Here is a 23,588-nt window from a genome sequence, read left to right as displayed (position 1 = left end):
CGCCTGTCCCTGTCGCCACACCGCGCGCGGGCCAGCACATTGCTGGCGCCGCCGCGTGGGCGCGTGGACTCAGTCGTCGGCGCGATCGTCGCCGTCGGTGTCGCCGTCCGCGTCCGCGTCGGCCGCGGCGTCCGCCGCGTTCAGGTCTTCCAGGCCCAGCGCGGCGGGCAGCATCAGCCCGCGCAGCACCTGGTAGATCTCGCGGTAGGCCCGCGGCGGCTTGTTCTTGGCCCGGTCGGCCTGGGCGTTGCGCACCAGCGTGCGCAGCTGCTGGCGGTCGGCGTGCGGGTACTCGGCCAGCAGCAGGCCCAGCGCCTTGTCGCCGTCCTTCATCAGGCGCTCGCGCCAGTCCTCCACGCGGTGCATGGTGGCCACTTCACGGCGCGAGGTCTCGCTGTTGGCGTCCAGCGCGTCGCGGATCGCATCCAGCACGGCGTCGTCCTCGCGGCGCATGTGCTTGGCCAGAAACGCCAGCTGGCGCTTGTGGGCGATGTGCGCGGTGATGCGCTTGGCCTCGGCGATGTGCGGCAGCAGGTCTTCCGGCACCGGCACGCGGGCCAGCTGGGCCGGGGTCAGCGAGACCAGCTTTTCGCCCAGAGCCAGGACATCCAGCGCGTCGCGCCGGTTCTGGCTGCGGCTGATATCAAGGAATTCACCGGTTTCTTCGTCGCGTCCGCGCATCGTCTTATTTCCACATCCAGAACTGTGCCCGGCGTCGCGCCAGGCACTCACCCGTACAGGATAAAGCATTGAACGTGATCTCCCCTGAAGTCTCCCCGGCCGACGACAGCCTGCAGCGCCTGGAGCAGCTGGCCGACATCTCCCAGCGCCTGCTGGAGCGGGCCAGGGCCCTGGGCGCCAGCCAGGCCGAAGTCAGCTGCAGCGAGGAACGGGGGCTGGATGTGAATGTGCGCCTGGGCGAGGTCGAGACGGTGGAATCCACCCGCGATCGCGGCATCGCGGTGACCGTCTACTTTGGCCAGCGCAAGGGCAGCGCCAGCACCGCCGACCTGCAGGACGCCAGCCTGGAGTCCACCGTGGCCCAGGCCTGCGCGATCGCCCGGCACACCGAGGACGACGCGGCGGCCGGGCTGGCCGACGCGGCCCTGATGGCCCGCACGTTCCCCGACCTGGACGGCTGGCATCCGTGGGCGCTGGGGGCCGACGAGGCGCTGGACCTGGCCCTGGCCTGTGAAGCGGCCGGGCGCGAAGCCGACCCGCGCATCAGCAATTCCGATGGCGCCTCGGCGGCCACCGCGACCAGTCTGTCGGTGTACGCCAACTCGCACGGGTTCATCGGCCGCGAGCGCAGCAGCCACCATTCGATCGGCTGCGCGCTGATCGCCGGCCACGGCGACGGCATGCAGCGCGATGGCTGGTACAGCAGTGCGTTGGCCCGGGAGGACCTCGAATCGGCGGCGGCGATCGGCCGCCAGGCCGCACAGCGGACCGTGGCCCGGCTGCAGCCGCGCTCGATGGCGACCGCGCAGATGCCGGTGCTGTACGCACCGGAGGTGGCACGCTCGCTGATCGGCCACCTGCTGGGTGCGGTCTCCGGCGGTGCGCTCTACCGCCGTGCCAGCTTCCTGCTCGACAGCGCAGGCACCCGCCTGTTCCCGGACTGGTTCGGCATCGAGGAACTGCCGCTGCTGCGCCGTGGCCTGCGTTCGTCGGCGTTCGACGGCGACGGGGTGGCGACCCGCGACTCGGCGCTGGTCAGCGACGGGATCCTGCAGCGCTACGTGCTGGGCAGTTACTCGGCGCGCAAGCTGGGCCTGCCGACCACGGCCAATGCCGGCGGCGTGCACAACCTCAAGGTCACCGCCAATGCGGGCGACCTGACTGCCATCGCGCGGCAGATGGGCGAGGGGCTGCTGGTCACCGAACTGATGGGGCAGGGGGTCAATGGCGTCACCGGCGACTACTCGCGCGGTGCAGGCGGGTTCCGCGTTGAAAACGGCGAGATCACCTATCCGGTGGACGGGATCACCATCGCCGGCAACCTGAAGGACATGTTTGCGAGCATCGAAGCGGTAGGCACCGATATCGACCGCCGCTCCCATGTTCACGTGGGGTCGATTCTGATCGGGCGGATGACCGTTGCCGGTAATGATTGACGTATTCTATTCAAGCTGCCCTGGCAGGCGGGGAGCCTGCCGCGCACTACCCACTTACCGCACAAGGAGCTTTACGTGAGCGAATTCGACAACGTCACCGCCCCGCCGCCGCCGCCGGCCCACACCGATCCGGTGCCGAGCGACCAGCGCACGATGGCGCTGGCCGCGCACCTGCTGGGCATCTTCACCTGGTTCATCGGCCCGCTGATCATCTGGCTGGTCAACAAGGACGACAGCAGCAAGGCATTCGTCAACGACCAGGCCAAGGAAGCGCTGAATTTCCAGATCACCATCACCATCGCGATGCTGATCTGCTTCGTGCTGATGATCGTGATCATCGGCGGCCTGCTGGCGCCGCTGGTCGGCATCCTGAATCTGGTCTTCTGCATCATCGCAGCCGTGAAGGCGAACAACGGCGAAGCCTACCGCTACCCGTTCGCGCTGCGTCTGGTGAAGTAAGCGGCCCGCTGCACGCGCGGCGGTCCCAAGGAAAACGCCCGGCACTGCCGGGCGTTTTTTTTGTGTTCTTCCCGGTAACGAAAGGCCCGGCATCGCCGGGCTTCACATCAATGATTGCGCTCGACCGCCAGCCGTCCCAGGGCACGCAATGCATCGGCGCGGTCGTCGTAGCCGGCCAGGCTGTCGTGCATGCGCGCGCTGAGTGCAGCCAGTTCGGCCTTGGCACCCTCCATGCCGAGCAGCGCGGGGAACGTCGATTTTTCCTGTGCCTGGTCCTTGCCGGCGGTCTTGCCGAGCTGCTCGGAGCTGGCTTCGACATCGAGGATATCGTCGCGCACCTGGAACGCCAGGCCGAGCGCGTTGGCGAAATCGTCGAGCTGCAGCAGGTCGGTCTGCGGTGCATCGCCGCACAGCGCGCCCATCCGCACGGCCGCGCGGATCAGCGCGCCGGTCTTCAGTGCATGCATGCGCTGCAGCGCCTCCAGCGGCTGTGCATGGCCGGTGGCGTCGATGTCGAGTGCCTGGCCGCCGCACATGCCTGCGGCGCCGGATGCATGGGTCAGCGCCTGCAGGCAGTGCACGCGCAGCAGCGCCGGCAGTGCGGCATCGGCAAGCAGCCCGAAGGCACGGGTCTGCAGCGCATCGCCGGCCAGGATCGCGGTCGCTTCGTCGAAGGCGATATGCGTGGTGGGGCGACCGCGGCGCAGCGCGTCGTCATCCATCGCCGGCAGGTCGTCATGGACCAGCGAATAGGCGTGGATCAGCTCGACCGCCGCGGCCGGCGCATCCAGCGCGTGTTCGTCCGCGCCAAATATCCGCCCACTGGCGTAGACCAGCAGCGGGCGCATCCGCTTGCCACCGCCGAGCACGGCGTAACGCATCGCCTGGTGCAGGCGCTGCGGCGAGGATTCCGGAGAAGGCAGGCTGGCGTCGAGCTGGCTTTCAATGCGGTCGCGCCATCGCGCGAACGTGGACTCAACCGTCATGGCCGGGCGGATCGAAGCTGTCGGCCGCGTCCGGCTGGGCCGGATCGCGGAGCAGGCGCACGCGCAGTTCGGCCTGTTCCAGCGCCTGCTGGCACTGGCGGTACAGGCCCACACCACGTTCGTAGGCGCTGAGCGACTGTTCCAGGCTCATCTCGCCGGTTTCCATCTTCTCCACCAGGTGCTCGAGTTCTTCCAGCGACTGCTCGAAGTGGGCGACCGGGGAGGTTTCGTTGGGGGACTTCTTGGGCATGCCGCAAGTGTGATGCGCGCGCCCGGTGGGGTCAATTCACGCGCTGCCCGGCGTCCACTGCAGGTGGGCGTGGTGTTCATCCAGCCACTGCTGCAGCGTTGCGGCGATCACCCGGTCGCCAGCGGCAACGAGCGTGTCGTCCTGGAACAGCAGCGGCAGCTGGCGGCGCTGCCACGGTGGCAGTCCACGCTGCTGCAGCAGGTCTTTGAGCGCGTGTGAATGGGTGCGGCCGGGCAACTGGATGCGTTCGCCGCCCCGCCGCGCACGGACCTGGACCGGCGTGGGCAGGCGTGCGGCGCCGAGCAGCGCCAATTGGCCACCGTCGGGCAGCGCCAGCACTGCCCGCCCGTCCCAGTGCACGCTCCAGTGCGGGGGCAGGGCCAGGGTAACGGAGAGCAGGTGCAGCTCACCGCGCCAGCGACGGATGCGTGCGCCCTGCCAGGCGAACTGCGCATCGGCGTCCGGTGCGGCAGGCAGCAGGTCCTGCTCGATCGCGTCCACGCCTGCGGCCGGCAGCGGCGGCAACCCGCTGTTGCGCACCCAGCGCCGCAGCAGGCGCGCCCGGCGCTCGGCAGGCAGCCGTTGCAGCGGGGTGATGGACATCACCCCCGGGGCGATCAGGCAACGTCGCAGCGCGTCGCGATCGGTGCTGTCCAGCAACCGCTGCGACTGCGCGCACAGTGCGGCGCTGCGCGCGAACGCGGCATCGGCCTGTGGCCAGCGTTGCTGCAGCAGCGGCATCACGTGCAGGCGCAGGAAATTGCGGTCGGCATCGTCGCGCGCATTGCTGGGGTCGTCGATCCAGTGCAGGCCGTGCGTGCGGGCGTGGTCGAGCAGGGCGCTGCGCGGCACCTGCAGCAGCGGGCGCCAGACCGAACCGGCAGCGAACCCGGCATGGGCCTGGATCGCCGCCAGCCCATCCACGCCCGAGCCGCGCAGCGCACGCAGCAGGAAAGTCTCGGCCTGGTCGTCGCGATGGTGGGCCAGCGCCAGGCGCTCGCCGGGGCGCAGGGCATGGGCGAAGGCGTCGCGGCGTGCGTTGCGGGCGGCCGCTTCCAATCCCTGGCCGCTGTCGCGCGCCACATCGACATGGATCACCTGCAGCGGAATCTCCCAATCGGCGCAGATGGCCCGGCAGTGGTCGACCCAGCCATCGGCGGCGGCCTGCAGGCCGTGGTGGACGTGCAGCGCGCGCAGCCCGGCCGCGCGCTGTGCGGGCATCGCCGCCAGCCAGTGCAGCAGGACGGTCGAATCCAGCCCTCCACTGAAGCCGACCAGCACCGGAGTGGGGGTGTCGGGAGAAACGGGCAGGTCGATCGGCATCGGGTCCGGCATGGCTCAGGCAGGCCGGCAGTATCGGGTCTGGCGGTCATCGCCGCCATGTGCGCCCGTCATGGCGTGGCGGGAGCGGGAACGCGGCGTCCCTGGCGGTCGATGTGGAACCACTCCCCGCCCTCCATCGGGATGTGGCCCTGGGCGTCGGCCGGGCCGCGGCGGCAGCCGTTGCAGACCTGCGCGATGCCGTCGGTGAACGGCCAGCCGAAGTCGAAGGTGGCCGGGAAGGCCTGCCCCAGGCGGGCATCGAAGTAGCCGATGCGTGCGCCGACGCGGCCGCGCATCAGGCCTTCAGCGAGCGGGTCCGGACCGTTGTCCCACGTGATGACCGCCTGGGTGCGGCCCTGCCGGTTGACGTAATGGAAGCTGTCGCCGGCCCACACGACCGCCAGTCCGTCGTCGTCGTAATCGAGCTGGGCCAGCGTCTGTTCCTCGATGCGGGGGCTGCCTGTCTCCAGGGTGCAGCCGGGCAGCATCCACAGCCCGTGTTCCTGGGTGAGTACCTTGCACTCCGGCGCCTGGGCATGCGCTGCAACGCATGCGAGCAGGCTGGCGAGCAGGCTGGCGGGCAGCCGCAGGCGCCGCGCGTGGCGCCTGCGGCGTGCCGGATGCGGGGTGCCCGTCATCAGGGCGCCCCGGCCTTGCGCTCGAAGGCCGCTGGCGTCGGCAGGTTCACCGGTACGCCCTTGGCATCGCAGGTGCCGGCCGCACACAGCCGCTCGCGCAGGCGCGGGGTGGCCTGGACGATCATGTGATAGATGGCGTTCTGCTCCATCGTGCCGCGGATGGCCTTGCTGCCGGGGCCGCGCGCCCAGATGCCGACGTCTTCGCCGCCGTGGGTTTCGCTCTTGCTCGGAACCAGTGCTTCCTGCATGTAGTCGGGGTGTTCGGTATCCACATGGGACAGGTCCGGCCGGCCGGTGGCTGCCTCGAAGCTGCTGGGGTTGTGCGGGTAGGTCTTGGGGCCGGCCGGCTGCTGGTTGGTGGTGCCGGTGTAGCCGGGACCATTGGCATAGCTCAGCGTTGTGTAAGGCAGGCCGAGGCCGTCGCGGGCGACGTCGAGCGCACCGGAACCATCTTCGCCGCCCTTGTCCTTGACCTTGCCGAGGATCGGATTGCCGCGCGCCGGGTAGCCGACGAAGTTCAGCGTGTGCGAGTGGTCGGCGGTGACGATGATCAGGGTGTCCTGGTCGGACGTCGCGTCGACGGCGGCGCGCACGGCATCGGAGAGGGCCACGGTGTCGCTCAGGGCACGGTAGGCGTTGCCGCTGTGGTTGGCGTGGTCGATACGCGCGCCTTCGACCATCAGCACGTAGCCTTCCTGGTGGCGGGACAGGTTGGCGATGGCGGCCCGGGTCAGCTCGGCCAGGCTCGGTTCGCCGGCCGGGTCGTCCTTGCGCTCGATCTCATAGCGCATGTGGTCCGGTTCGAACAGGCCAAGGATTGCCGGTGCGTTGGCGGCAGCCTGCAGCTGTTGGGCGTTCCAGACATAGGCGCCCTGCGGATGGGCCTGCTGCCATTCGGTGACCAGGCTGCGGCCGTCCAGCCGCTGGCCGACCTTGTCGTCGTACTCGGGGTCGCGCTCTTCAACGGTGGTGAATTCGCCGCGCCCGCCGCCGAGGGCCACCAGCGGGCCGCGTCCGTACCGCGACGTGGACAGCAGCTGCTGGGCGATGTCCTTGCAGCCGGCTGCCTTGGCGGCCTCGGGCAGGTCGGTATCGTTTTCCCAGTTGCGCTCGGGCGAATGGGCATAGGTCGCCGCCGGGGTGGCGTGGGTCAGGCGGGCGGTGGAGACCACGCCGGTGGCCATGCCGGCACTGTCGGCCAACTGCAGCCAGGTCAGCAGTCCCTTGTCCAGGCTGTCGGCGCAGTCGGTGCGCTGGCCGGCGCTGACGCCGATGGCACCCATGTGGGTCTTCACGCCGGTGGTGATGGCGGTCATGGTGCCGGCCGAGTCGGGGGTCTGCGAGTCGGTGTTGTAGGTTTTGCTGAATGCGGTGGCCGGGAAGCGCTCCCACGACAGCAGGTTTTCTTCGCCCGGGTTGCCGTTGCGCTGGCCCTCAAAGATGCGTGCGGCCGCGACGGTGGTCAGGCTCATGCCATCACCGAGGAAGAGGATCACGTTCCTGGCCCGCCCCTGCATGGCCCCGTTGCCGGCCGCGCGGGCAGCCCCGCTGCGGTACCACCACTGCGGGGTTTCACCGGCAGGATGGGCCACGGGCGGCACATCGACCTGGATGGCGGCCGGGCCGTTGCGGGAGGTAGAGGCGGGGGTGGCACAGGCGCCGAGCAGCAGCGTGGTGGCGATGGCCACCACCAGGGACGTGGAACGGGACATGGACAGGCATATCTCACAGGTGAATCGGGCGTTCATTATGCAGAACGGCGCAAGGCACGCCGATGACACGCTGATTTTCTGTCCACACCTCGTTCCGGGCGCCGGCTTGGGCTATCGTGCCCAGCTGTCAAATCCTCTCTGGAATGCTCATGAAGCTGGTCTCTGCGTGGTTGCGGATTCCGTTCTGGCAACGTGTGCTGGGCGGCTTCGTGCTGGGTGCGCTGGCCGGCTGGTTGCTTGGGCCGGCGGCGGAAACCTGGTTCGGTCCGCTTGGTGATCTGTATGTCACGCTGATCAAGATGATTGCGGTGCCGCTGGTGTTCTTCGCGGTGATCAATGCCATTTCATCGCTGCACGGGCAGAAGTCGGTGGCGGCGCTGGGCGGGCGGACGTTCCTGTGGTTCATCATCACGGCGGCGTTGGCGGTGTGCGTCGGCCTGGCGGTAGGCACGCTGATGCAGCCGGGCACCGGCAACCTCAGTCTGAGCATGGACCACGGCTACACGCCACGGGAGGTGCCGAGCATCGTGAAGGTGCTCATGGACGTGGTGCCGTCCAATGTGTTCTATGCGCTGACCGGCATCGGCACCAAGGTGAATGCCGCCGGTGAGACGGTGCTCGCTGCCGGGCGCGGGTCGATCCTGCCGGTGATCTTCTTCGCGGGCCTGCTCGGCTTTGCGATGGTGAAGCTGGGCGACAAGGTGGCCGAGGCGCGCAAGCTGACCGGTCAGCTGAGCGACATCATGATCCAGGTGACGCGCTTCGTGCTGGAGATCACGCCGCTGGGAACGTTCGGCCTGATCGCCGGGCTCGTCGGCAGCTACGGGTTCGAGAAACTGCTGCCGCTGGGCAATTTCGTCCTGGCGCTGTACGTGGCCTGTGCGCTGCACATCGTGGTGGTCTATGGGAGCCTGCTGCTGGCACACGGTCTGAATCCGCTGAAGTTCTTCCGGGGGGCTGCACCGGGCATGCAGGTGGCGTTCGTGAGTTCGTCCAGTTTCGCGGCGATGCCGGCGGCGATGCGCTCGATCACGCACAACCTGGGCGTCAACAAGGACTACGCCTCGTTCGCGGTGCCGCTGGGCGCGAGCATCAAGATGGACGGCTGCGGGGCGATCTATCCGGCGCTGTGCGCGGTGTTCATCGCCCAGTACACGGGCGTGCCGCTGACGCCGGAGCAGTACATCGTGGTGTTGATCGCCTCGGTGCTGGGCAGCTTCGGGACCGCGGGCGTGCCGGGCACGGCGGTCGTGATGGCGACGGTGGTGCTGAGCGCGGCGAACCTGCCGCTGGAGACGATCGGCTACCTCTACGCGATCGATCGCATCCTGGACATGATGCGGACGATGACGAACGTGACCGGGCAGATGCTGGTGCCGGTCCTGGTGGCCAAGGAAACCGGGTTGCTGGATCGTGCGGTCTACGACAACCCGTCGACCAACCTGGGTGTGGACGAGGGCGAAGAACGCCCGTCCTGATCGCACACCGTGCGGATGGGCACGTCGCACAGGGCCGGCATCTGCCGGCCCTGTCTGTGTGGGGCGGACACCGCCTGCCGCCCGAATCTGATGGATGCTCCTTCTCTCCTCGCTGACCACGCACCGTAACGCGGTGTATCAGGGGGGTGTAACAGCGTTGATACAGGCCCGCCACCGTTGACGCTGCGGGGCGCACCGCCTGTCCCCGCGCACGTTCAGGCAACGATTTTCCCACGCGGCTGTAACACCGATGAAGCGGCTGCCGCGTGCGAACGCCGGCAAGGCCTTGTCGTACGGGCCTGCTGGACTTGGCACGATTGCTGCGATGTCCCTGCGCATGTTTTCGGGAGTTCGCCATGGACAGCATCGCCGCACGCAGGACACCGCGCTTCAGCCCCTGGTGGCTGGCCGCAGTGATGGTACTGCCGCTGGCCGCCACGGCCTCCGGCGCACGTCAGGGAGTGAAGGCCCAGCCGGGTGAAATCGTGCTGCTGCGCGATGTGTCCACCCGGCCGGCGTATCGTCCCGCACCGCCCGGGATCGCCCTGATTGCCGAGCCGTCGCCCCGTCGCGAAGTCGGCCAGGCGCTGGGCACCTCGACCGGGATGGATGAACTCAGCGACGACGACTATGCCTCGCTCGGGTCCAATACCGGCGCAGGCGCCGCCCACGGGTCGACCACGATCGAACGCGTGACCGGCCAGACCGTCAACAACACACTGGGCAAGGTCACCGACAACGGCATGCTGTCCGGCGGTCAGTTCAGCAACACCATCAGCGGCTCAATGGGCGCGGTGGGCAATGCCACGCGCGGCATCGGCGACCAGGTGCGGGGCGCGCTGGCGCAGTTCCCGCTCGGCCAGCCTGCAGGCGGACCCGGCAAATGAGCGCCTGGCTGCGGGGCAGTGCGCTGGCGCTCGCGCTGATCGTTCCGGCTGTCGCCGCGGCGCAGTCCGGCGACGATTACGCCGCGATGCTGTCCTACCTCAACCACAGCCGCATGGACGGCCGTGCGCTGGCCGGCGCCAACGGTGCGATGAGCGTGAACATGGTGGCCGGCGATCTCAACCAGCAGGCCAACCTCATCGGCATCGCCAACGGGCAGCGCGCCAGTGTTGCCGTCCAGGCACAGCAGCGCCAGACCGGCGACCGCGTGCTCGCCGACGGCCCGATGGATGCCAGCGCGAGCATCGGCGGACAGGCACTGCGCGGCGCCAGCGGCGTCGCATCGATCAATCAGGCCAGCGGCAACGGCAACGCGACGCTCAACGTCGTGACCGCGACGCTGGCGCAACAGGGCATACGCGAAACCACCGACGAGGCTCTGGCCGCGTCGGGTGCGCTCGCGTCAGCAGGGGGGCAGGCGACCGTCAACGACGGCCGGCCGGCTGGAACCCGCAGGGTGGCGGTGGAAGCAACCGCACTGCAGGGTTTCGACGGCGTCCTGCAACTCAATCAGATCGCGGGATCCGGCAACGCCACCGCAAATCAACTGAGCATCTCGGTGCAGTCCACCCCGTGAGTAGTCACATCCACCCGATTGTCTGTGATGAGAGAGAGGGCACCATGAACACCACCATGAAGCGGACCGTACTCGCAGTCGCCATCGCTGCGGCATCGGCCACGGCCGGCGCCAACGGCTGGGGCAATGACCGTGACAACCAGAACCAGAGCGCGAACATCAATCACCTGCACAATGTGAGCGAGACCCGCACCAACACCAACACCGAAACCAACACCGAAACCAACACCAACACCGATTCGCGGACCTGGAACCGGACCTGGAACAACACCCGCAACACCAACACCACCACCAACACCACCGTCAACGAAGACGTCACCCGCAACCGCGATGTAACGGTCAACGAAGACGTCAACAAGACCAGCAACATCCAGGCCGACGAGCGCAAGGAAAAGAACAACCACGGCGTGGACGTGAACCTGGAGAAGGATCTGCGTCTGAGCTCGGACATCAACTTCTCCGGCGATCCGGAGATCACCGGCTCGATCGACCTGGACTCGGCCGCCATCGCCATCATCGACAACCGCCAGTCGGTCACCAACAACATGGCGGGCAACAGCCTGGTGACCAACAGCGCTTCGATCGCCGATGACGTCGGCGCCGATGCGTCCGGCAACCTCGGCTTCAACGTTGCCGCCGGCGACAACAATGCCCAGGACAACGCCGCATCGCTGTCTGCGGCTGATGCGTCCTTCAGCTTCGGCATGGCCGACGCCGAAGTGTTCGTCAACCAGTACGGCGCAGGCAACACGACCCTCAACTCCGGCGTGACCAACGCGGCGGGCCTGGGCGGCAATGCCTTCAGCGGTGCGTCCGGCAACATCGGCGTCAATGCCACCTCCGGCAACAACAACGAGCAGAAGAACGCGCTCGCCGCCTCGGTGGCCACCGCGGCCTATGCCACCTCGAGCATCAGCTCCAACCAGGTCTCCAGCGGCAATACCGTCAGCAATGCCGGCTATCTGCAGCGCATGACCGATACCGTGGACGTGAGCCTGCGCGGCCGTGTCGCCGGTGGGACCCTCGCGGTGGGTGCGGGCCGCTACAGCGGTACCGGCAACGCCTACCAGAAGGACAACTACTACCTGGATACGTGGAATGGCGAGCTGGACCATCCGAGTGGCAATGCAACGGGCCACATCGACATGGATAACGACATCCAGAACGCGACGGCGAATCCGAATCGCCAGGGTGTGGGCGGTATCGCCTTCGATACCGACGAGAGCGGCACCAGCCAGTTCGTCGAACTGGGCGTGGCCGACCTGTACGCGAGCCTGAGCGGCACCGTCTCCACCACCCGCTGGGTGGCGGTGAATGCAACCAACACCGCGGCCCTGTCCGGCAGTGCGTTCTCCAATGCCTCCGGCAACATCGGGGTGAACGTGTCGGCGGGTACCGGCAACCTGCAGGCCAACAGCCTGGCGCTGGCCGTGGCGCAACCCTCCACCGGCGGCGGTGGCGGCGGCACCGGCGAGTAAGTCTGTCCGTTTTCGCAAGCAGTACGCGTTGAGCGCAACAAACCCGGCCATCCGCCAATGGCCGGGCTCCCCGGGAGCCCCTGTCCCTTCTCCCCCTTTCGGGGCAGGGGCTCCTTCCTGAGCCGGAGAAGGCAATGTCCAACCGTTTTCGCATCTGGATGCTGGTGTGGGCGTTGTCGCTGCTGATGCTGCCGATGGGCGCGGTACGCGCCGGCGATGTCGGCTTCAGTGGCGTGCTGCCCAATGGGGCGGTGCTGACCCAGCGTGTGGAAAGCATGCAGGAACGGCGCTTCCGCAACATCGTGCGGCAGCACACCGACTACAGCTGCGGCGCGGCGGCGCTGGCCACGATCCTGCGCTACGCCTACCACCTGGAGGCGGACGAAGGCACGGTGATCGAAGGGATGATGGGGGTGTCGGACCCCCAACTGGTGCACCAGCGCGGATTCTCGCTGCTGGACATCAAACGTTATGTGGAATCGATGGGCATGCGCGGGCGCGGCTACCGCGTCAACGAAGAGCGGTTGCGATCGCTGCGCGTGCCTGGACTGGTGCTGATGGACGTACGCGGGTTCCGTCACTTCGTGGTCCTCAAGCAGGTCCGTGGCGATGTGGTGGACGTGGCCGACCCGATCCTGGGCAACCGCAGCCTGCCCGTCAGTGAATTTCTCAAGGCGTGGCCGTCGCGCGCCGTGTTTGTCGTGATCGGCAGTGATTTCGATCGCAACACGGTGCTGCTGCAGCCTGGCGAACGGCCCAGTGCGCGTTCGCTGTATGCCCGGCAGGGCCCGATCACCGACGCGGAACTGGTCGACTTCGGATTCACCCATGCCGACCTGTTTTAAGGAGTCAACATGAACATCGCAACGTGGACGCCCGGCGTGGTGCTGCTGGCCGTGCTCGGCATGGCACCGGCGCATGCCGACGAAAGCCGGCCCGGCAAGGGACTGAGCGAGATCCCCGATCCGGAATTGAACCTCATGCGGGGACGCTACACCGTCGGTGGCAATACAGTGGCCTGGTTCGGCGTCACCATGATCTCGCAGTGGCAGACCGCCGGCGGCCAGTCGGCGCAGAGCGCGCTGAAACTGGGCATGGACTTCACCCAGGGCAGCACCCCGCGTATCACCTTCGCGCCCAGCGTCAGCGTTACCGCCGCCGATGCTCCGCTGCCGGTCACCACCGGTCGCAGCATCGATGCCAGTGGCCTGCATAACGTGGCCGGACTCAGCCAGACCATCCAGGTCGCCGGCGACGGCAACCAGGCCAGCAATGCCACCCGGCTGACCGTGCGTGACGGCGTTGCGCCGCCGGCCGGTAGCGACAGCGCGCACGTGGCCTCACTGCAGCGCGATGGGGTCAGTGCCATTGCCCAGCTGGACGGCAACAGCGCCAAGGTGCAGTTGCAGATCGAGGGCGCCGGCGCGGTGCAGCAGTGGATCCGCAACGGCAGCGTCGGCCAGAGCATCGCGCTCAGCAGCGACGGCCAGGCGGTGAGCAATCGCCTGCAGATCGATCTGGTCAGGCAGTCCCTGGTCAACAACGTCCCGCTGAGCCAGAACGTGGCCCAGGCGATGACGCTGGTACGGGGTGTAGGCATGGGGCCGGGCCAGTAAGGCAGGACCGGCAAGGGGGCGACAACACAACCGTGGGCCAAGGCAATGCACACTTCGATACGGGCAACACCGCTGGCGCTGGCGGCGCTGGCACTGATGGCAGCGGCGGGCGCGCACGCGCAGCAGCCAGCCGGCAACGACCAGGCCGACGTGAAGGCACTGATGGCGCAGCTGGAAACCCTGAAGGCGAATTACGCCCAGGAAGTGCGGCGGTTGCGCGAGCTGGACATGCAGGTCCAGGCGATGCAGGCACGCCTGACCGGCAAGACCGCACCGGTCGCGGCGGCGGGTGCTGCGGCACCCCCGCCACTGCCTGCCGGCACACCGGCGGCACCGGTGGGCGGCGAGGGCTATGCGAGCAGCGCCGAAGAGGCGCGGCAGGCCAAACAGGAATCGCGGCGCAGCGTGGATGACGTCAAGCAGCAGCAGGCCGCGTTGTTCAGCCGTCGCTTCACCCTGGAAAACAGCCTCACCTACGCCCGCTACGATCGCAAGCAGCTCAGCCTCAACGGCTTCCTTGCCCTGGATGCGATCTTCCTCGGCAACATCGCCATCGAGAACGTGGAGTCCGACACGCTGACCTACAACCTGGCCGCGCGCTGGGGTGTCAGCCCGCGCCTGACCTTGAACATGGACGTGCCCTACCTGGCGCGAAAGACGGTCTTCCAGAAGGGCGGTGCCGGTGGCTCGGCCGCGGCGATCGCGCAGGAGGAAACCACCGGCAACGGAATCGGCGATATCGGCGTCAGCGCCAATTACAAGCTGTTTTCCGAACACGGGCGGTGGCCGGAGACGGTGCTGACCGTGGGGGCCACCGCGCCCACCGGGCGTGCGCCGTACGGGTTGGACTGGAAGGTGCTGGAACGCGATGACGACGACTTCATCCGCTTTGCGGTCCCCGAGCAGCAGCCCACCGGCAATGGCGTGTGGCAGGCCAACGTGGGCCTGTCGGCGGTGAAGACCGCCGATCCGGCGATCCTGTTCGCCAACATCGGCTACATCCATTCCTTCCCGCGCAGTTTCGACGACATCGATGCCAATCCGGATACGGTCAACCCCGGCGACGTGAAGCTCGGCGGCTCGTACTACTTCGGTGCCGGCGTCGCCTTCGCATTCAATGAGCGCACCAGCCTCAGCATCTCCTTCAGCGACAAACTCAGTGCGCGCGCCTCTACGCGGTATCGCAACGGCCAGTGGCTGAAGGTGATCGGCAGCGACGCCAATGCCGGCACGCTCAACCTCGGCATCACCTATGCGCTCAATCAGAACACCACGCTGGTGAGCCTGCTCGGCATCGGCCTGACGCCGGACGCGCCGGACTTCACCTTGGCGTTCAAGGTGCCGTACATGCTGTAAGGCATCTCGACGCCAGGCCCTACCGCAGTTCCGGCAGGGCCAGCTGGTGCTTGCGACACAGGCGGTAGATGGTGACCCGCGAGACCTGCATCGTGCGGGCACAGGCGCTGATGTTGAAGTCGCTCTGGCGCAGCGCATGCAGCAGCGTTTCACGCTCGGCCACCTGGCGGGCGTCGTGCAGGCCGCGGTGCGCGGTCGGCAGCAGCGGCTGCCCCAGCTCCAGGTCGGTGGCGCTGATCAGCTCGGTTTCGGCGACGATCGCCGCGCGCTGCACGCGGTTGAGCAGCTCGCGGACATTGCCCGGCCAGTGGAAGCGCTCAAGCGCACGCAATGCGTCGGCGCTGAAGCCGCGCGCGCGGGTGGCATGGCGGTGGCGGAAGCTGTCCAAGAAGTGACGGGCCAGCAGCACGATGTCGCTGCCGCGCTCGCGCAGGGGGGGCAACGGCAGCCGCAGCACGTTGAGCCGGTAGAACAGATCGCGGCGGAACCGGCCCTGTTCCACCGCCGTTTCCAGATCCACATGGGTGGCGGCAAGCACGCGCACGTCCACGGCCAGCGGGCGGTTGCTGCCCACGCGTTCGACCGTGCCTTCCTGCAGCACACGCAGCAGGCTGGTCTGTGCGTCCAACGGCAGGTCTCCGATCTCATCCAGCAGCACCGTGCCGCCATTGGCGGTTTCGAACAGGCCGAGCCGCCGCGCTGCCGCGCCCGTGAAGGCACCGCGCTCGTGCCCGAACAGTTCCGACTGCACCAAGGCGGCCGGGATGGCCCCGCAGTTGACCGCCATGAACGGGTGCGCGTGGCGGGGCGACAACGCATGCAACGCCTGCGCGGCCAGTTCCTTGCCAGTACCGGTTTCGCCGGTGATCAGCACCGGCAGCTCCACCGGCGCGAACTTGCGCAGCGCCGCGCGGGTGACCTGCAGCACCGCACTGTCGCCGATCAGTGCCTGTGGACCGGGTCCGCTGCGCGCGCCGTCGCCGTCGCCGTCGGCGAGTTCCTGCAGGCGCAGCACCAGGTGCGGCATGTCCACCGGGGCACGATAGGTGGCCACGCAGGCCTCCAGCAGCGCGTCCAGGGCCGGCGAGGGGGGCAGCCCGGTGGAGGGAACGATCGCCAGCAGGCTCATGTGGCGATGCTCCACCAGCAACTGCTGCAGAGGGGCCAGTTGGGCCGGCACGCCATCGCGCAGGTCGAGCAGACCGACGATCTGGTCGCTGCCACGCATGCCGATGCTGGCGCACTGCTCGGGCGCCACGCCCCGGACCTGCCAGCCTGCCGCCGCCAGCGCGGCACGTTCGTTGGCCAGGGGGCGCCCAAACCAGATCACACACCGGGCCGGGAATTCAGGGACTGCCGCCATGCGTCACCTTGTCGAGAAGAACAGGGGCGGCATCAGGTCCTGGACGGGTGCTCCGAACGTGCCGCCCCACGCCCGGTCCGCTACTCCCCGGCGTTTGGCACGGGGAGATCGCCAGCGAAGAATGCCTGCACGACAGAAGGAACAACGCCGGTTGGCGGCGGTACCGGCCAGCGGCAAGGGCCGGTTCGGAAACCAAAAAAAAGCCGCTGCAAGGCAGCGGCTTTCCCGGCGGGCGGTGGCGGCAGGCTCAGAGCTCGACGCGACGGGCCTGCATGAACTTGGCGCTCCAGTAACCCGTGACCAGGCTGTCCACACGGACGTCCTTGCCGGTGCTGGGGGCGTGCAGGAAGCGGCCTTCACCGACATAGATGCCGACGTGGTCGACCCGGCCCTTGCGGCCGAAGAACACCAGGTCGCCGGCTGCCAGAGCGTTGCGGTCGTTGATCAGTTCGGCCTCGCCGTCATGGGCCATCTCGCGCGAGACGCGCGGCAGTTCGATGCCCAGGGCGGTACGGAACACGTAACCGACCAGGCCGCTGCAGTCGAAGCCGCTGTCCGGCGAGGTGCCGCCCCAGCGGTACGGGGTGCCCAGCAGGGTCATCGCGCGGCGCAGCAGGGACTGCACCTTGCCGTTGTCGGCGGCGCTGCCGACCACGGCGCCGGTGCTGGCATCGTAATTGGCGAGCAGGCGGCTCAGATCGCCGGCGACCATCGCCGAGCGGTCCATCAGGGGAATGGTGTCGTTGGCCGCCAGGTGCGGAAGCAGGGCGGCGAGGGTGGCGCTGGCAGCGGCATCGGCCTTGCTGCGGGCCGGCGCTTCAGCCTTGGGACGGGCCGGCGCGGTGGAATCGGGGGTAGCGGTGACGGCGGGTGCAGCAGCCTCGGAGCCGGTCGTCGGAGCGGTCTGGGCCCAGGCCGGAAGGCTGGCCAGGCAGAGCGCGAAAGCGAGGAGGGCGGGTCGGGCGCTTCGCCGGGAAGCGGCGGTCTGGCCTTTGCAAGTCAGGTCGTCTGTCGTCACGCGGCGGTCACTGAATAAAAACGATGGGTGATCATGCCGTGTAAGACCTGTGATTTGGTACAAATTCCGTTAAATTTTCGTTTTACTTGGCGTGATATTCGTCACAAATTTGGACCTTGCCCCTGTTCAGCTTAGTGCAGGACACGTTTCGCCCCCGTGTAATGGTCCTTCCAGTACGCGCCACCGAGCGAATCCAGCCGCACCGTTCCACCGGTGCTGGGGGCGTGGACAAACCGCCCTTCACCCACATAAATGCCGACGTGCGAGACGCTGCCGCGGCTGCCGAAGAAGACCAGATCGCCCGGCGCCAGCCGCTGCGGGTCGATCTTCGGCCCTTGGACGGCAGCCAGGTCGCGCGAGGTGCGCGGCAGGCGCAGGTCCAGCATTTCCCTGTACACGTAGGCGACCAGGCCGCTGCAGTCGAAGCCGGACTCGGGCGTGTTGCCGCCGTAGCGATACGGGGTGCCGACCAGACCGATGGCGCGCATCAGCACGGCGTTGGCCGCCGCCGGGTCGCTCGGTGCCACTGTGGGCCAGACCTGGCTGGCGGCGGGCGGGGACGAGGGACGGACCGCCTTGCCGCCACCGCAACCGGCGAGCAGGGCGACCGCGAGCAGGGCCAGCGCCCGGCGGACGGGCAGGCGGGTTGCGGGCGAAACTGGCGTCAGCTGCATGTTGTCCGGATAATGCGCCACCTTAGATGGCCGTCATCATGGCGGCGTATCCGGCGGGCGACAACCCGCCTCACCCGTCTGCCCGATGGCAGTCCCAGACAGAGTTGCGCATGAAGATCGAAAAAGACCGCGTCGTCCGTTTCCATTACACCGTCTCGGAACTCGGCCAGGAGCCGATCGAGAGCTCCAGGGATCGTGATCCGCTGGCGATCCTGATCGGCCACGGCAACATCATCCCGGGCCTGGAAAACGCCATGATGGACAAGGAAGCCGGTGCGACCTTCGCTGTCGACGTGAAGGCGGCCGATGCCTACGGCGAGCGCCGTGACGGCCTGAGCCAGCGCGTGCCCAAGAAGCACTTCGGTACCACCCGCCTGGTGCCGGGCCAGCAGGTCGTGCTGCAGACCAACTTCGGCCCGCGCGCGGTCACCGTGCAGAAGGTCGGCATGAGCGTGGTCGACGTCGACCTGAACCACCCGATGGCCGGCAAGGATCTGCACTTCGATGTGGAGATCGTTGAAGTGCGCGAAGCCAGCAAGGAAGAAATCGAGCACGGCCACGTGCACGGCGACGGCGGCCACCAGCACTGATTTTCCGCCAACGCGCTGTACCGCAACGGCCCGCTTCGGCGGGCCGTTTGCGTCTGCGGCGCCGCCATGCCGCGTCTGCGGCGCCATACTGTCCGCCCTTGCCCCCGGAACGCCCGTGAACGCAGCCGCTCCTTCCTTGCAGCCGATCGGTGCCGGCGAGCGCATCGCGGTGATCGACATCCTGCGCGGTTTCGCCCTGCTGGGCATTCTGCTGATGAACATCGAAGCGCTCAGCGGTCCGCTGGATCTGTCCTTCACCAGCATCGATCCGCACTGGCAGGGTGCCGACTACTGGACCGACGCGGCCATTTACGTGCTCGTCCAGGGCAAATTCTTCACCCTGTTCTCGCTGCTGTTCGGCGCCGGCTTCTCGGTGATGGCGCAGCGTGCGGCGGCCGCCGGCCGCGAATTCACCCCTTTCTACCTGCGTCGCAGCGCCGCGCTGCTGCTGATCGGCCTGTGCCATGCACTGCTGGTGTGGTCCGGCGACATCCTGGTGATGTACGCGTTGATCTCGCTGCCGCTGCTGGCCTGCCGCGAGGCGCCGCGCAGCTGGCTGCCGGTGATGGGTGTGGGCAGCTACCTGCTTGCGGCCGTGCTCTTGCTGCTGATGGGCGCGCTGATGGGCGCATTGGTTGCCAGTGGCGATCCGGGCGGGCAGACGCGCGAAGCGATGCTGCAGGCCCAGCAGACCATCGAACTGCAGCGGCAGGCGTATGGCTACGGCAGTTGGAGCCAGGCCGTCGCGCAGCGTTTCAGCGACCTTGGCGCGATGCTGTCGGGCATCATGATCGTCGGGCCGGAAGTGCTGGGCATGTTCCTGATCGGCAGCTGGTTCGCGCGCAGCGGCGCACTGGCCGAGCCGGCACGTTTCGCCGGCCTGTACGCGGCGCTGCGCTGGGTCGCGCTGCCGGTGGGGCTGGCGCTGATGCTGGTGAGTGCGTACTGGGTGCCGTATCTGGCGCCGGGCACATTCACGCCGGCCAGTGGGGCGGCCTACGCGCTGTCGTCGGTGGCCAGCCTGCTGATGTGCCTGGGCTACCTGGCCTGGGTCGTGCGCGTGCGCGATCGGCTGCACTGGCTGGCGCCGGTGGGGCGGATGGCGCTCACCCACTACATCGGCCAGTCGCTGGTCTGCACGTGGATCTTCTACGGATACGGCCTGGGCCTGTTCGAGCAGGTGCCGCGGCTGTGGCAGGTGCCGTTCGCGCTGGCGTTGTTCGGCGTGCAGGTACTCGTCAGCCATTGGTGGCTGCGGCACTTCCGTTTCGGTCCGCTGGAATGGGTGTGGCGCGCCATGACCTACCTGCAGTGGCCGCCCCTGCGCCGAGGCGACGCGCGCGCGTGAGCCCGGCATCGTCACGCATGGCTCGCGGCCGGGCGTGGCATGCTCGGGGTCCTGCCTGAAGGTGGGCGACCGTCCACCTGCCATCTGTTCGAGTACTGCCAATGACGACGCACTACGACTATGACCTGATCGTGCTGGGGGGCGGCTCCGGTGGCCTGGCGGCGGCCTTCCGCGCCGCGCAGCACGGCCGCCGGGTGGCCATGCTGGAGCCCGGTGAACTCGGCGGCACCTGCGTCAACGTCGGCTGCGTGCCGAAGAAGGCCATGTGGCTGGCGGCCGATCTGGCCGGGCGCATCGGCCTGGCTGCGGCAATGGGCTTTGATGTTCCGCTGCGTCCGGCGCTGGACTGGAAGGAACTGGTGGTGCACCGCCAGGCGTACATCGCCAACATCCATGCCAGTTATCTCAAGCGCCTGGACGAGAACAAGGTGGTCCGCGTGCCGCGCCGCGGCCGTCTGGTCGATGCGCATACCGTGGAATGCAGCGACGGCGTGCGCATCAGTGCCGAGCACATCCTGATCGCCACCGGCGCGCATCCGCAGCGGCCGGATATTCCGGGGGCGGCGCTTGGGCTGGTCTCCGATGATTTCTTCAACCTGTGCAGTGCCCCGGCGCGCGTGGCCATTGTCGGCGGTGGCTACATCGCCGTGGAGCTGGCCGGCCTGCTGCAGGCGCTGGGCAGCCGGGTGACACTGCTGGTGCGTGGCGACCGCCTGCTGGAACGGTTCGACGCGGAGCTGACCGCGCAGCTCGCCGACAACCTGCGCCACCAGGGCGTGCAGCTGCATTTCGGCTATCGCCTGCGCGAGTTGCAGCGCGACGGCGATGCAGTGGTGGCGTTGGGCCATGACGGGCCTGCCGACGGGCAGTTCGACGCGCTGTTCTTCGCCACCGGTCGCCGCGGCAACAGTGCCGACCTCGGGTTGGAAGCGCTGGGCGTGGTGGTGGGCGACAAGGGCGAGGTGGAGGTCGACGCATGGCAGACCACGGCCGTGCCGAGCGTGCACGCGGTGGGCGACATTGCCGGCAAGGTCGGTCTGACCCCGGTGGCCATCGCCGCGGCGCGCACGCTGATGGATCGCCTGTTCGGCGGCCAGCCGCAGGCGAAGATGGACTATGAGAACGTCGCCAGCGTGGTGTTCTCGCACCCCGCGCTCGGCGCGGTGGGGCTGAGTGAGGAAGAGGCCTGCGCGAGGTACGGCGATGTACGCGTGTATCGCAGCAACTTCCGCCCGATGCTGCAGGCACTGGCCGACGGTACCCAGCGCAGCCTGTTCAAGCTGGTCTGCGTGGGCGAGGAGGAGCGTGTGGTGGGCGTGCACCTGCTTGGCGAGGCGGCCGATGAAATCCTGCAGGGCTTCGCGCTGGCGGTGAAGATGGGGGCGACCAAGGCGCAGTTCGATGCCACCGTGGCGATCCATCCGACCTCGGCCGAGGAAGTCGTGCTGATGCGATAACACGGCCATTCCAGCAAGGCCGTCGCGTCGGACGCGTGCGACAATCCCGTCCCGATTCCTCTGTTGCAGCCGCGCGCGCGGCTGCCCGCCGTCCTGATGCCGCCCACCGTGTCGTCGCTTCCCACCTCGTCCAGCCGCATCGCCGCCGGTGGCATCGCGCTGGCCGCGGTCGGTGCGATCGCGGCGTCCGGCAAGGCGGTGATCGTCAAGCTGGCCTACCGGCATGGCGTGGATGCGACCACGCTGCTGGCGCTGCGCATGCTGATGGCCTTTCCGCTGTTCGCCGCGCTCGCGGTATGGTCGGCGCGGCGCGCCACGGCGCTGTCATGGGCGGATCGGGGCAGGGTGGTGTGGCTGGGTTTCACCGGCTACTACCTGTCCAGCCTGCTCGACTTCCAGGGGTTGCAGTACATCAGCGTGACCCTGGAACGGCTGATCCTCTATCTCAATCCGACCCTGGTGCTGCTGATCAGCCTGGTGCTGCTGAAAAAGCGCCCCGGCCGCTGGCAGCTCGCCGCGCTCGTGCTGAGCTATCTCGGCGTGCTGCTGGCGTTTGGCCACGACCTGCAGCTGGAGGGCGGACGCATCGTGCTGGGCAGTGCGCTGGTATTCGCCAGTGCACTCAGCTATGCGTTGTACCTGTTCGGCAGCGGCCAAGTGGTGGCGCGGATCGGTGCGATCCGCCTGACCGCCTATGCCAGCTGCGTCGCATGCGTGCTGTGCGTACTGCACTTCGCGCTGCTGCACCCGCTGGCCGCGCTCGGCCAGGCGCCGGCGCCGGTGTATGGGCTGTCGCTGCTCAATGCGACGGTGTGCACCGTCCTGCCGGTGCTGGCGATCATGCTGGCGGTCAAGCGGATCGGCTCGTCGCTGGCTGCGCAGGTCGGTATGCTCGGGCCGGTATCCACCATCGTGATGAGTCTATGGCTGCTCGACGAACCGATGGGTCCCTGGCAGATCCTGGGGACCGCGCTGGTACTGGTCGGCGTGCTGCTGGTCAGCCGCGTGCGCGCGTGACGGGCGCGCCCCCGCCGGCAGGCGATGATCCGGCGGCCCAGGCCCGTGAACGCATCCTGGCGGTGATCCGGGCGATTCCGCGAGGGCAGGTGATGGGCTATGGCCAGGTGGCGGCCAGGGCCGGATTGCCGGGCCGGGCGCGATTGACCGCGCGCGTGCTCGGGCAGAACGAGGACCCCGACCTGCCGTGGCATCGGGTGCTGCGCTCTGACGGGCGCATCGCGATGCCGGAGGGATCGCGTGGCTGGCGTGAACAGACCCAGCGGCTGCGCGCCGAAGGCGTGGCGATCGAACGCGGCAGGGTCAAGCACATGCCGCGCAGCGCCGATGATCTGGACGCGGCGCTGTGGGGCCCGGGCTGAGCGTTCGCCCGGGCCGGGTCGGGGGTGAACAGGCCGCGCTATGATGCACACGGTTCCAAAGGATGCCCCCATGTTCCCGCGACTGCCCACCGTCACCAAGGCGCTGTTGATCGCCAACATTCTGCTGTTTCTGCTGCAGCAGCCGTTCCTGCTCGGCAACGGCACGTTCGAGCCGTTCATGCTGCAGCCGCTGCGCAGCGGATTCGATCCGTTCTCGCCGGGCGGCAATTTCCAGCCCTGGCAGCTGCTGACCTACGGCTTCCTGCATGGCAGCGTGGGCCACCTGTTCTTCAACATGCTCGCACTGTTCATGTTCGGCGCGCCGCTGGAACAGACCTGGGGTGAAAAGCGGTTCCTCACCTATTACCTGGTCTGCGTGGTCGGCGCCGGGCTGTGCCAACTGGTGGTTGGCATGATGATGGAAAACCCGGCCACGGTGCTGGGCGCGTCCGGTGGCGTGTTCGGCCTGCTGCTGGCCTACGGCATGCTGTTCCCGAACCAGCGGGTGATGCTGCTGTTCCCGCCGATTCCGATGAAGGCACGCACCTTCGTGATCGTGTTCGGTGCGATCGAGCTGATGCTGGGCGCCACCGGCTGGCAGCCCGGCGTGGCCCACTTCGCCCACCTCGGCGGCATGCTGTTCGGCTGGCTGCTGATCCGCTATTGGCGCGGCCAGCCGCCGTTCAACCGTCGCCCGCCGGGCGGCCCGCGGCCCAACCATCTGCGTCGGGTCAAGTAGGACGGGGCAGGGCCGTCAGATGACGGTCGCAGGTCTGTACCGGCACGTGCTGGGCAGCGCCTTCGACGCGCTTCGTGTTCGTCGT

24 protein-coding genes are annotated in these 23,588 nt (G+C 68.2%); 15 read left to right on the top strand and 9 right to left on the bottom strand.

Annotated elements, in window-relative coordinates; all coding sequences use genetic code 11:
• Positions 1-69: 69 nt before the first annotated feature.
• Entirely contained in the window at positions 70-681 is a 612-nt protein-coding gene (yjgA, locus tag GDJ08_RS15370) for a ribosome biogenesis factor YjgA (protein ID WP_136003161.1), read from the bottom strand.
• A gap of 68 nt (positions 682-749) precedes the next feature.
• On the opposite strand from yjgA, the gene pmbA reads away from it, so the two are divergent.
• A complete protein-coding gene (gene pmbA, locus GDJ08_RS15365; protein ID WP_136003162.1) occupies positions 750-2,117 on the top strand; it encodes a metalloprotease PmbA in 1,368 nt (455 codons plus the stop codon).
• 75 nt (positions 2,118-2,192) lie between these two features.
• Complete coding sequence (locus GDJ08_RS15360; protein WP_017355123.1) at positions 2,193-2,576, top strand: DUF4870 domain-containing protein; 384 nt, start codon at positions 2,193-2,195, stop codon at positions 2,574-2,576.
• A gap of 107 nt (positions 2,577-2,683) precedes the next feature.
• Here GDJ08_RS15360 and GDJ08_RS15355 read toward each other — a convergent pair whose 3' ends face one another.
• The 5 genes from GDJ08_RS15355 to GDJ08_RS15335 are packed head-to-tail and all read right to left on the bottom strand — an operon-like array spanning position 2,684 to position 7,485.
• Positions 2,684-3,562: a polyprenyl synthetase family protein gene (locus GDJ08_RS15355; RefSeq protein WP_017355124.1), complete on the bottom strand. Its 879-nt coding sequence runs from the start codon at positions 3,560-3,562 to the stop codon at positions 2,684-2,686.
• Positions 3,552-3,812, bottom strand: a complete 261-nt coding sequence (locus tag GDJ08_RS15350) for an exodeoxyribonuclease VII small subunit (protein WP_136003164.1) — start codon at positions 3,810-3,812, stop codon at positions 3,552-3,554. The genes GDJ08_RS15355 and GDJ08_RS15350 overlap by 11 nt, the downstream gene beginning before the upstream one ends.
• 36 nt (positions 3,813-3,848) lie before the next feature.
• Complete coding sequence (gene tilS / locus GDJ08_RS15345) at positions 3,849-5,147, bottom strand: tRNA lysidine(34) synthetase TilS (protein ID WP_153165200.1); 1,299 nt, start codon at positions 5,145-5,147, stop codon at positions 3,849-3,851.
• 56 nt (positions 5,148-5,203) lie between these two features.
• On the bottom strand, positions 5,204-5,773 hold the full coding sequence (locus GDJ08_RS15340; RefSeq protein WP_229296536.1) for a WG repeat-containing protein: 570 nt from the start codon (positions 5,771-5,773) through the stop codon (positions 5,204-5,206).
• Positions 5,773-7,485: an alkaline phosphatase gene (locus GDJ08_RS15335; protein WP_153165199.1), complete on the bottom strand. Its 1,713-nt coding sequence runs from the start codon at positions 7,483-7,485 to the stop codon at positions 5,773-5,775. The genes GDJ08_RS15340 and GDJ08_RS15335 overlap by 1 nt, the downstream gene beginning before the upstream one ends.
• A gap of 149 nt (positions 7,486-7,634) precedes the next feature.
• Between GDJ08_RS15335 and GDJ08_RS15330 the strand changes: the two genes are divergently transcribed.
• The 7 genes from GDJ08_RS15330 to GDJ08_RS15300 all read left to right on the top strand — a co-directional run bounded on the left by GDJ08_RS15330 (position 7,635) and on the right by GDJ08_RS15300 (position 14,935).
• Complete coding sequence (locus tag GDJ08_RS15330) at positions 7,635-8,963, top strand: dicarboxylate/amino acid:cation symporter (RefSeq protein ID WP_017355798.1); 1,329 nt, start codon at positions 7,635-7,637, stop codon at positions 8,961-8,963.
• Between the two features lie 356 nt (positions 8,964-9,319).
• The gene (locus GDJ08_RS15325) at positions 9,320-9,850 is read left to right on the top strand and encodes a hypothetical protein (RefSeq protein ID WP_153165198.1); all 531 of its coding nucleotides are present in this window, start codon (positions 9,320-9,322) and stop codon (positions 9,848-9,850) included.
• Positions 9,847-10,485, top strand: coding sequence for a hypothetical protein (locus tag GDJ08_RS15320; RefSeq protein WP_229296535.1), 639 nt, complete (start codon positions 9,847-9,849; stop codon positions 10,483-10,485). Before GDJ08_RS15325 ends, GDJ08_RS15320 begins: the two co-directional genes overlap by 4 nt.
• A 44-nt stretch (positions 10,486-10,529) precedes the next feature.
• On the top strand, positions 10,530-11,963 hold the full coding sequence (locus GDJ08_RS15315; protein WP_153165197.1) for an adhesin: 1,434 nt from the start codon (positions 10,530-10,532) through the stop codon (positions 11,961-11,963).
• Positions 11,964-12,097: 134 nt separating this feature from the next.
• Positions 12,098-12,808, top strand: a complete 711-nt coding sequence (locus GDJ08_RS15310) for a C39 family peptidase (RefSeq protein ID WP_136003169.1) — start codon at positions 12,098-12,100, stop codon at positions 12,806-12,808.
• A gap of 9 nt (positions 12,809-12,817) precedes the next feature.
• Positions 12,818-13,579, top strand: a complete 762-nt coding sequence (locus tag GDJ08_RS15305; RefSeq protein ID WP_153165196.1) for a hypothetical protein — start codon at positions 12,818-12,820, stop codon at positions 13,577-13,579.
• A gap of 45 nt (positions 13,580-13,624) precedes the next feature.
• Complete coding sequence (locus GDJ08_RS15300; protein WP_017355803.1) at positions 13,625-14,935, top strand: hypothetical protein; 1,311 nt, start codon at positions 13,625-13,627, stop codon at positions 14,933-14,935.
• 19 nt (positions 14,936-14,954) lie between these two features.
• Here the strand turns inward: GDJ08_RS15300 and GDJ08_RS15295 are convergent, their stop codons facing one another.
• The 3 genes from GDJ08_RS15295 to GDJ08_RS15285 all read right to left on the bottom strand — a co-directional run bounded on the left by GDJ08_RS15295 (position 14,955) and on the right by GDJ08_RS15285 (position 17,990).
• Positions 14,955-16,298, bottom strand: a complete 1,344-nt coding sequence (locus GDJ08_RS15295) for a sigma-54 interaction domain-containing protein (RefSeq protein WP_153165195.1) — start codon at positions 16,296-16,298, stop codon at positions 14,955-14,957.
• Between the two features lie 247 nt (positions 16,299-16,545).
• Positions 16,546-17,316: a C40 family peptidase gene (locus GDJ08_RS15290; RefSeq protein WP_017355805.1), complete on the bottom strand. Its 771-nt coding sequence runs from the start codon at positions 17,314-17,316 to the stop codon at positions 16,546-16,548.
• Between the two features lie 131 nt (positions 17,317-17,447).
• Positions 17,448-17,990 (bottom strand): C40 family peptidase, encoded by a 543-nt coding sequence (locus GDJ08_RS15285; RefSeq protein ID WP_026070738.1) that lies wholly within the window; start codon positions 17,988-17,990, stop codon positions 17,448-17,450.
• Positions 17,991-18,100: 110 nt separating this feature from the next.
• Here GDJ08_RS15285 and GDJ08_RS15280 point away from each other — a divergent pair, with 110 nt between their 5' ends.
• From GDJ08_RS15280 to GDJ08_RS15255, 6 genes are all read left to right on the top strand, one after another.
• Positions 18,101-18,580, top strand: a complete 480-nt coding sequence (locus GDJ08_RS15280) for an FKBP-type peptidyl-prolyl cis-trans isomerase (protein WP_026070739.1) — start codon at positions 18,101-18,103, stop codon at positions 18,578-18,580.
• Positions 18,581-18,668: 88 nt separating this feature from the next.
• Positions 18,669-19,928, top strand: a complete 1,260-nt coding sequence (locus tag GDJ08_RS15275; protein WP_153165238.1) for a DUF418 domain-containing protein — start codon at positions 18,669-18,671, stop codon at positions 19,926-19,928.
• A gap of 101 nt (positions 19,929-20,029) precedes the next feature.
• The gene (gene gorA, locus GDJ08_RS15270; RefSeq protein ID WP_136003172.1) at positions 20,030-21,385 is read left to right on the top strand and encodes a glutathione-disulfide reductase; all 1,356 of its coding nucleotides are present in this window, start codon (positions 20,030-20,032) and stop codon (positions 21,383-21,385) included.
• A gap of 96 nt (positions 21,386-21,481) precedes the next feature.
• Positions 21,482-22,402 carry a DMT family transporter gene (locus GDJ08_RS15265; RefSeq protein WP_026070741.1) on the top strand — a complete coding sequence of 307 codons (921 nt, stop codon included), beginning with the start codon at positions 21,482-21,484 and terminating at the stop codon, positions 22,400-22,402.
• On the top strand, positions 22,399-22,764 hold the full coding sequence (locus tag GDJ08_RS15260) for an MGMT family protein (protein ID WP_229296534.1): 366 nt from the start codon (positions 22,399-22,401) through the stop codon (positions 22,762-22,764). The genes GDJ08_RS15265 and GDJ08_RS15260 overlap by 4 nt, the downstream gene beginning before the upstream one ends.
• Positions 22,765-22,834: 70 nt before the next feature.
• Complete coding sequence (locus GDJ08_RS15255; RefSeq protein ID WP_017355812.1) at positions 22,835-23,503, top strand: rhomboid family intramembrane serine protease; 669 nt, start codon at positions 22,835-22,837, stop codon at positions 23,501-23,503.
• The last annotated feature ends 85 nt before the right edge of the window (positions 23,504-23,588 follow it).

The sequence above is a fragment of the Stenotrophomonas nematodicola genome (assembly GCF_009467805.1).
Lineage (GTDB): Bacteria > Pseudomonadota > Gammaproteobacteria > Xanthomonadales > Xanthomonadaceae > Stenotrophomonas > Stenotrophomonas nematodicola.
This window is presented reverse-complemented; position numbering and strand designations above follow the sequence as displayed.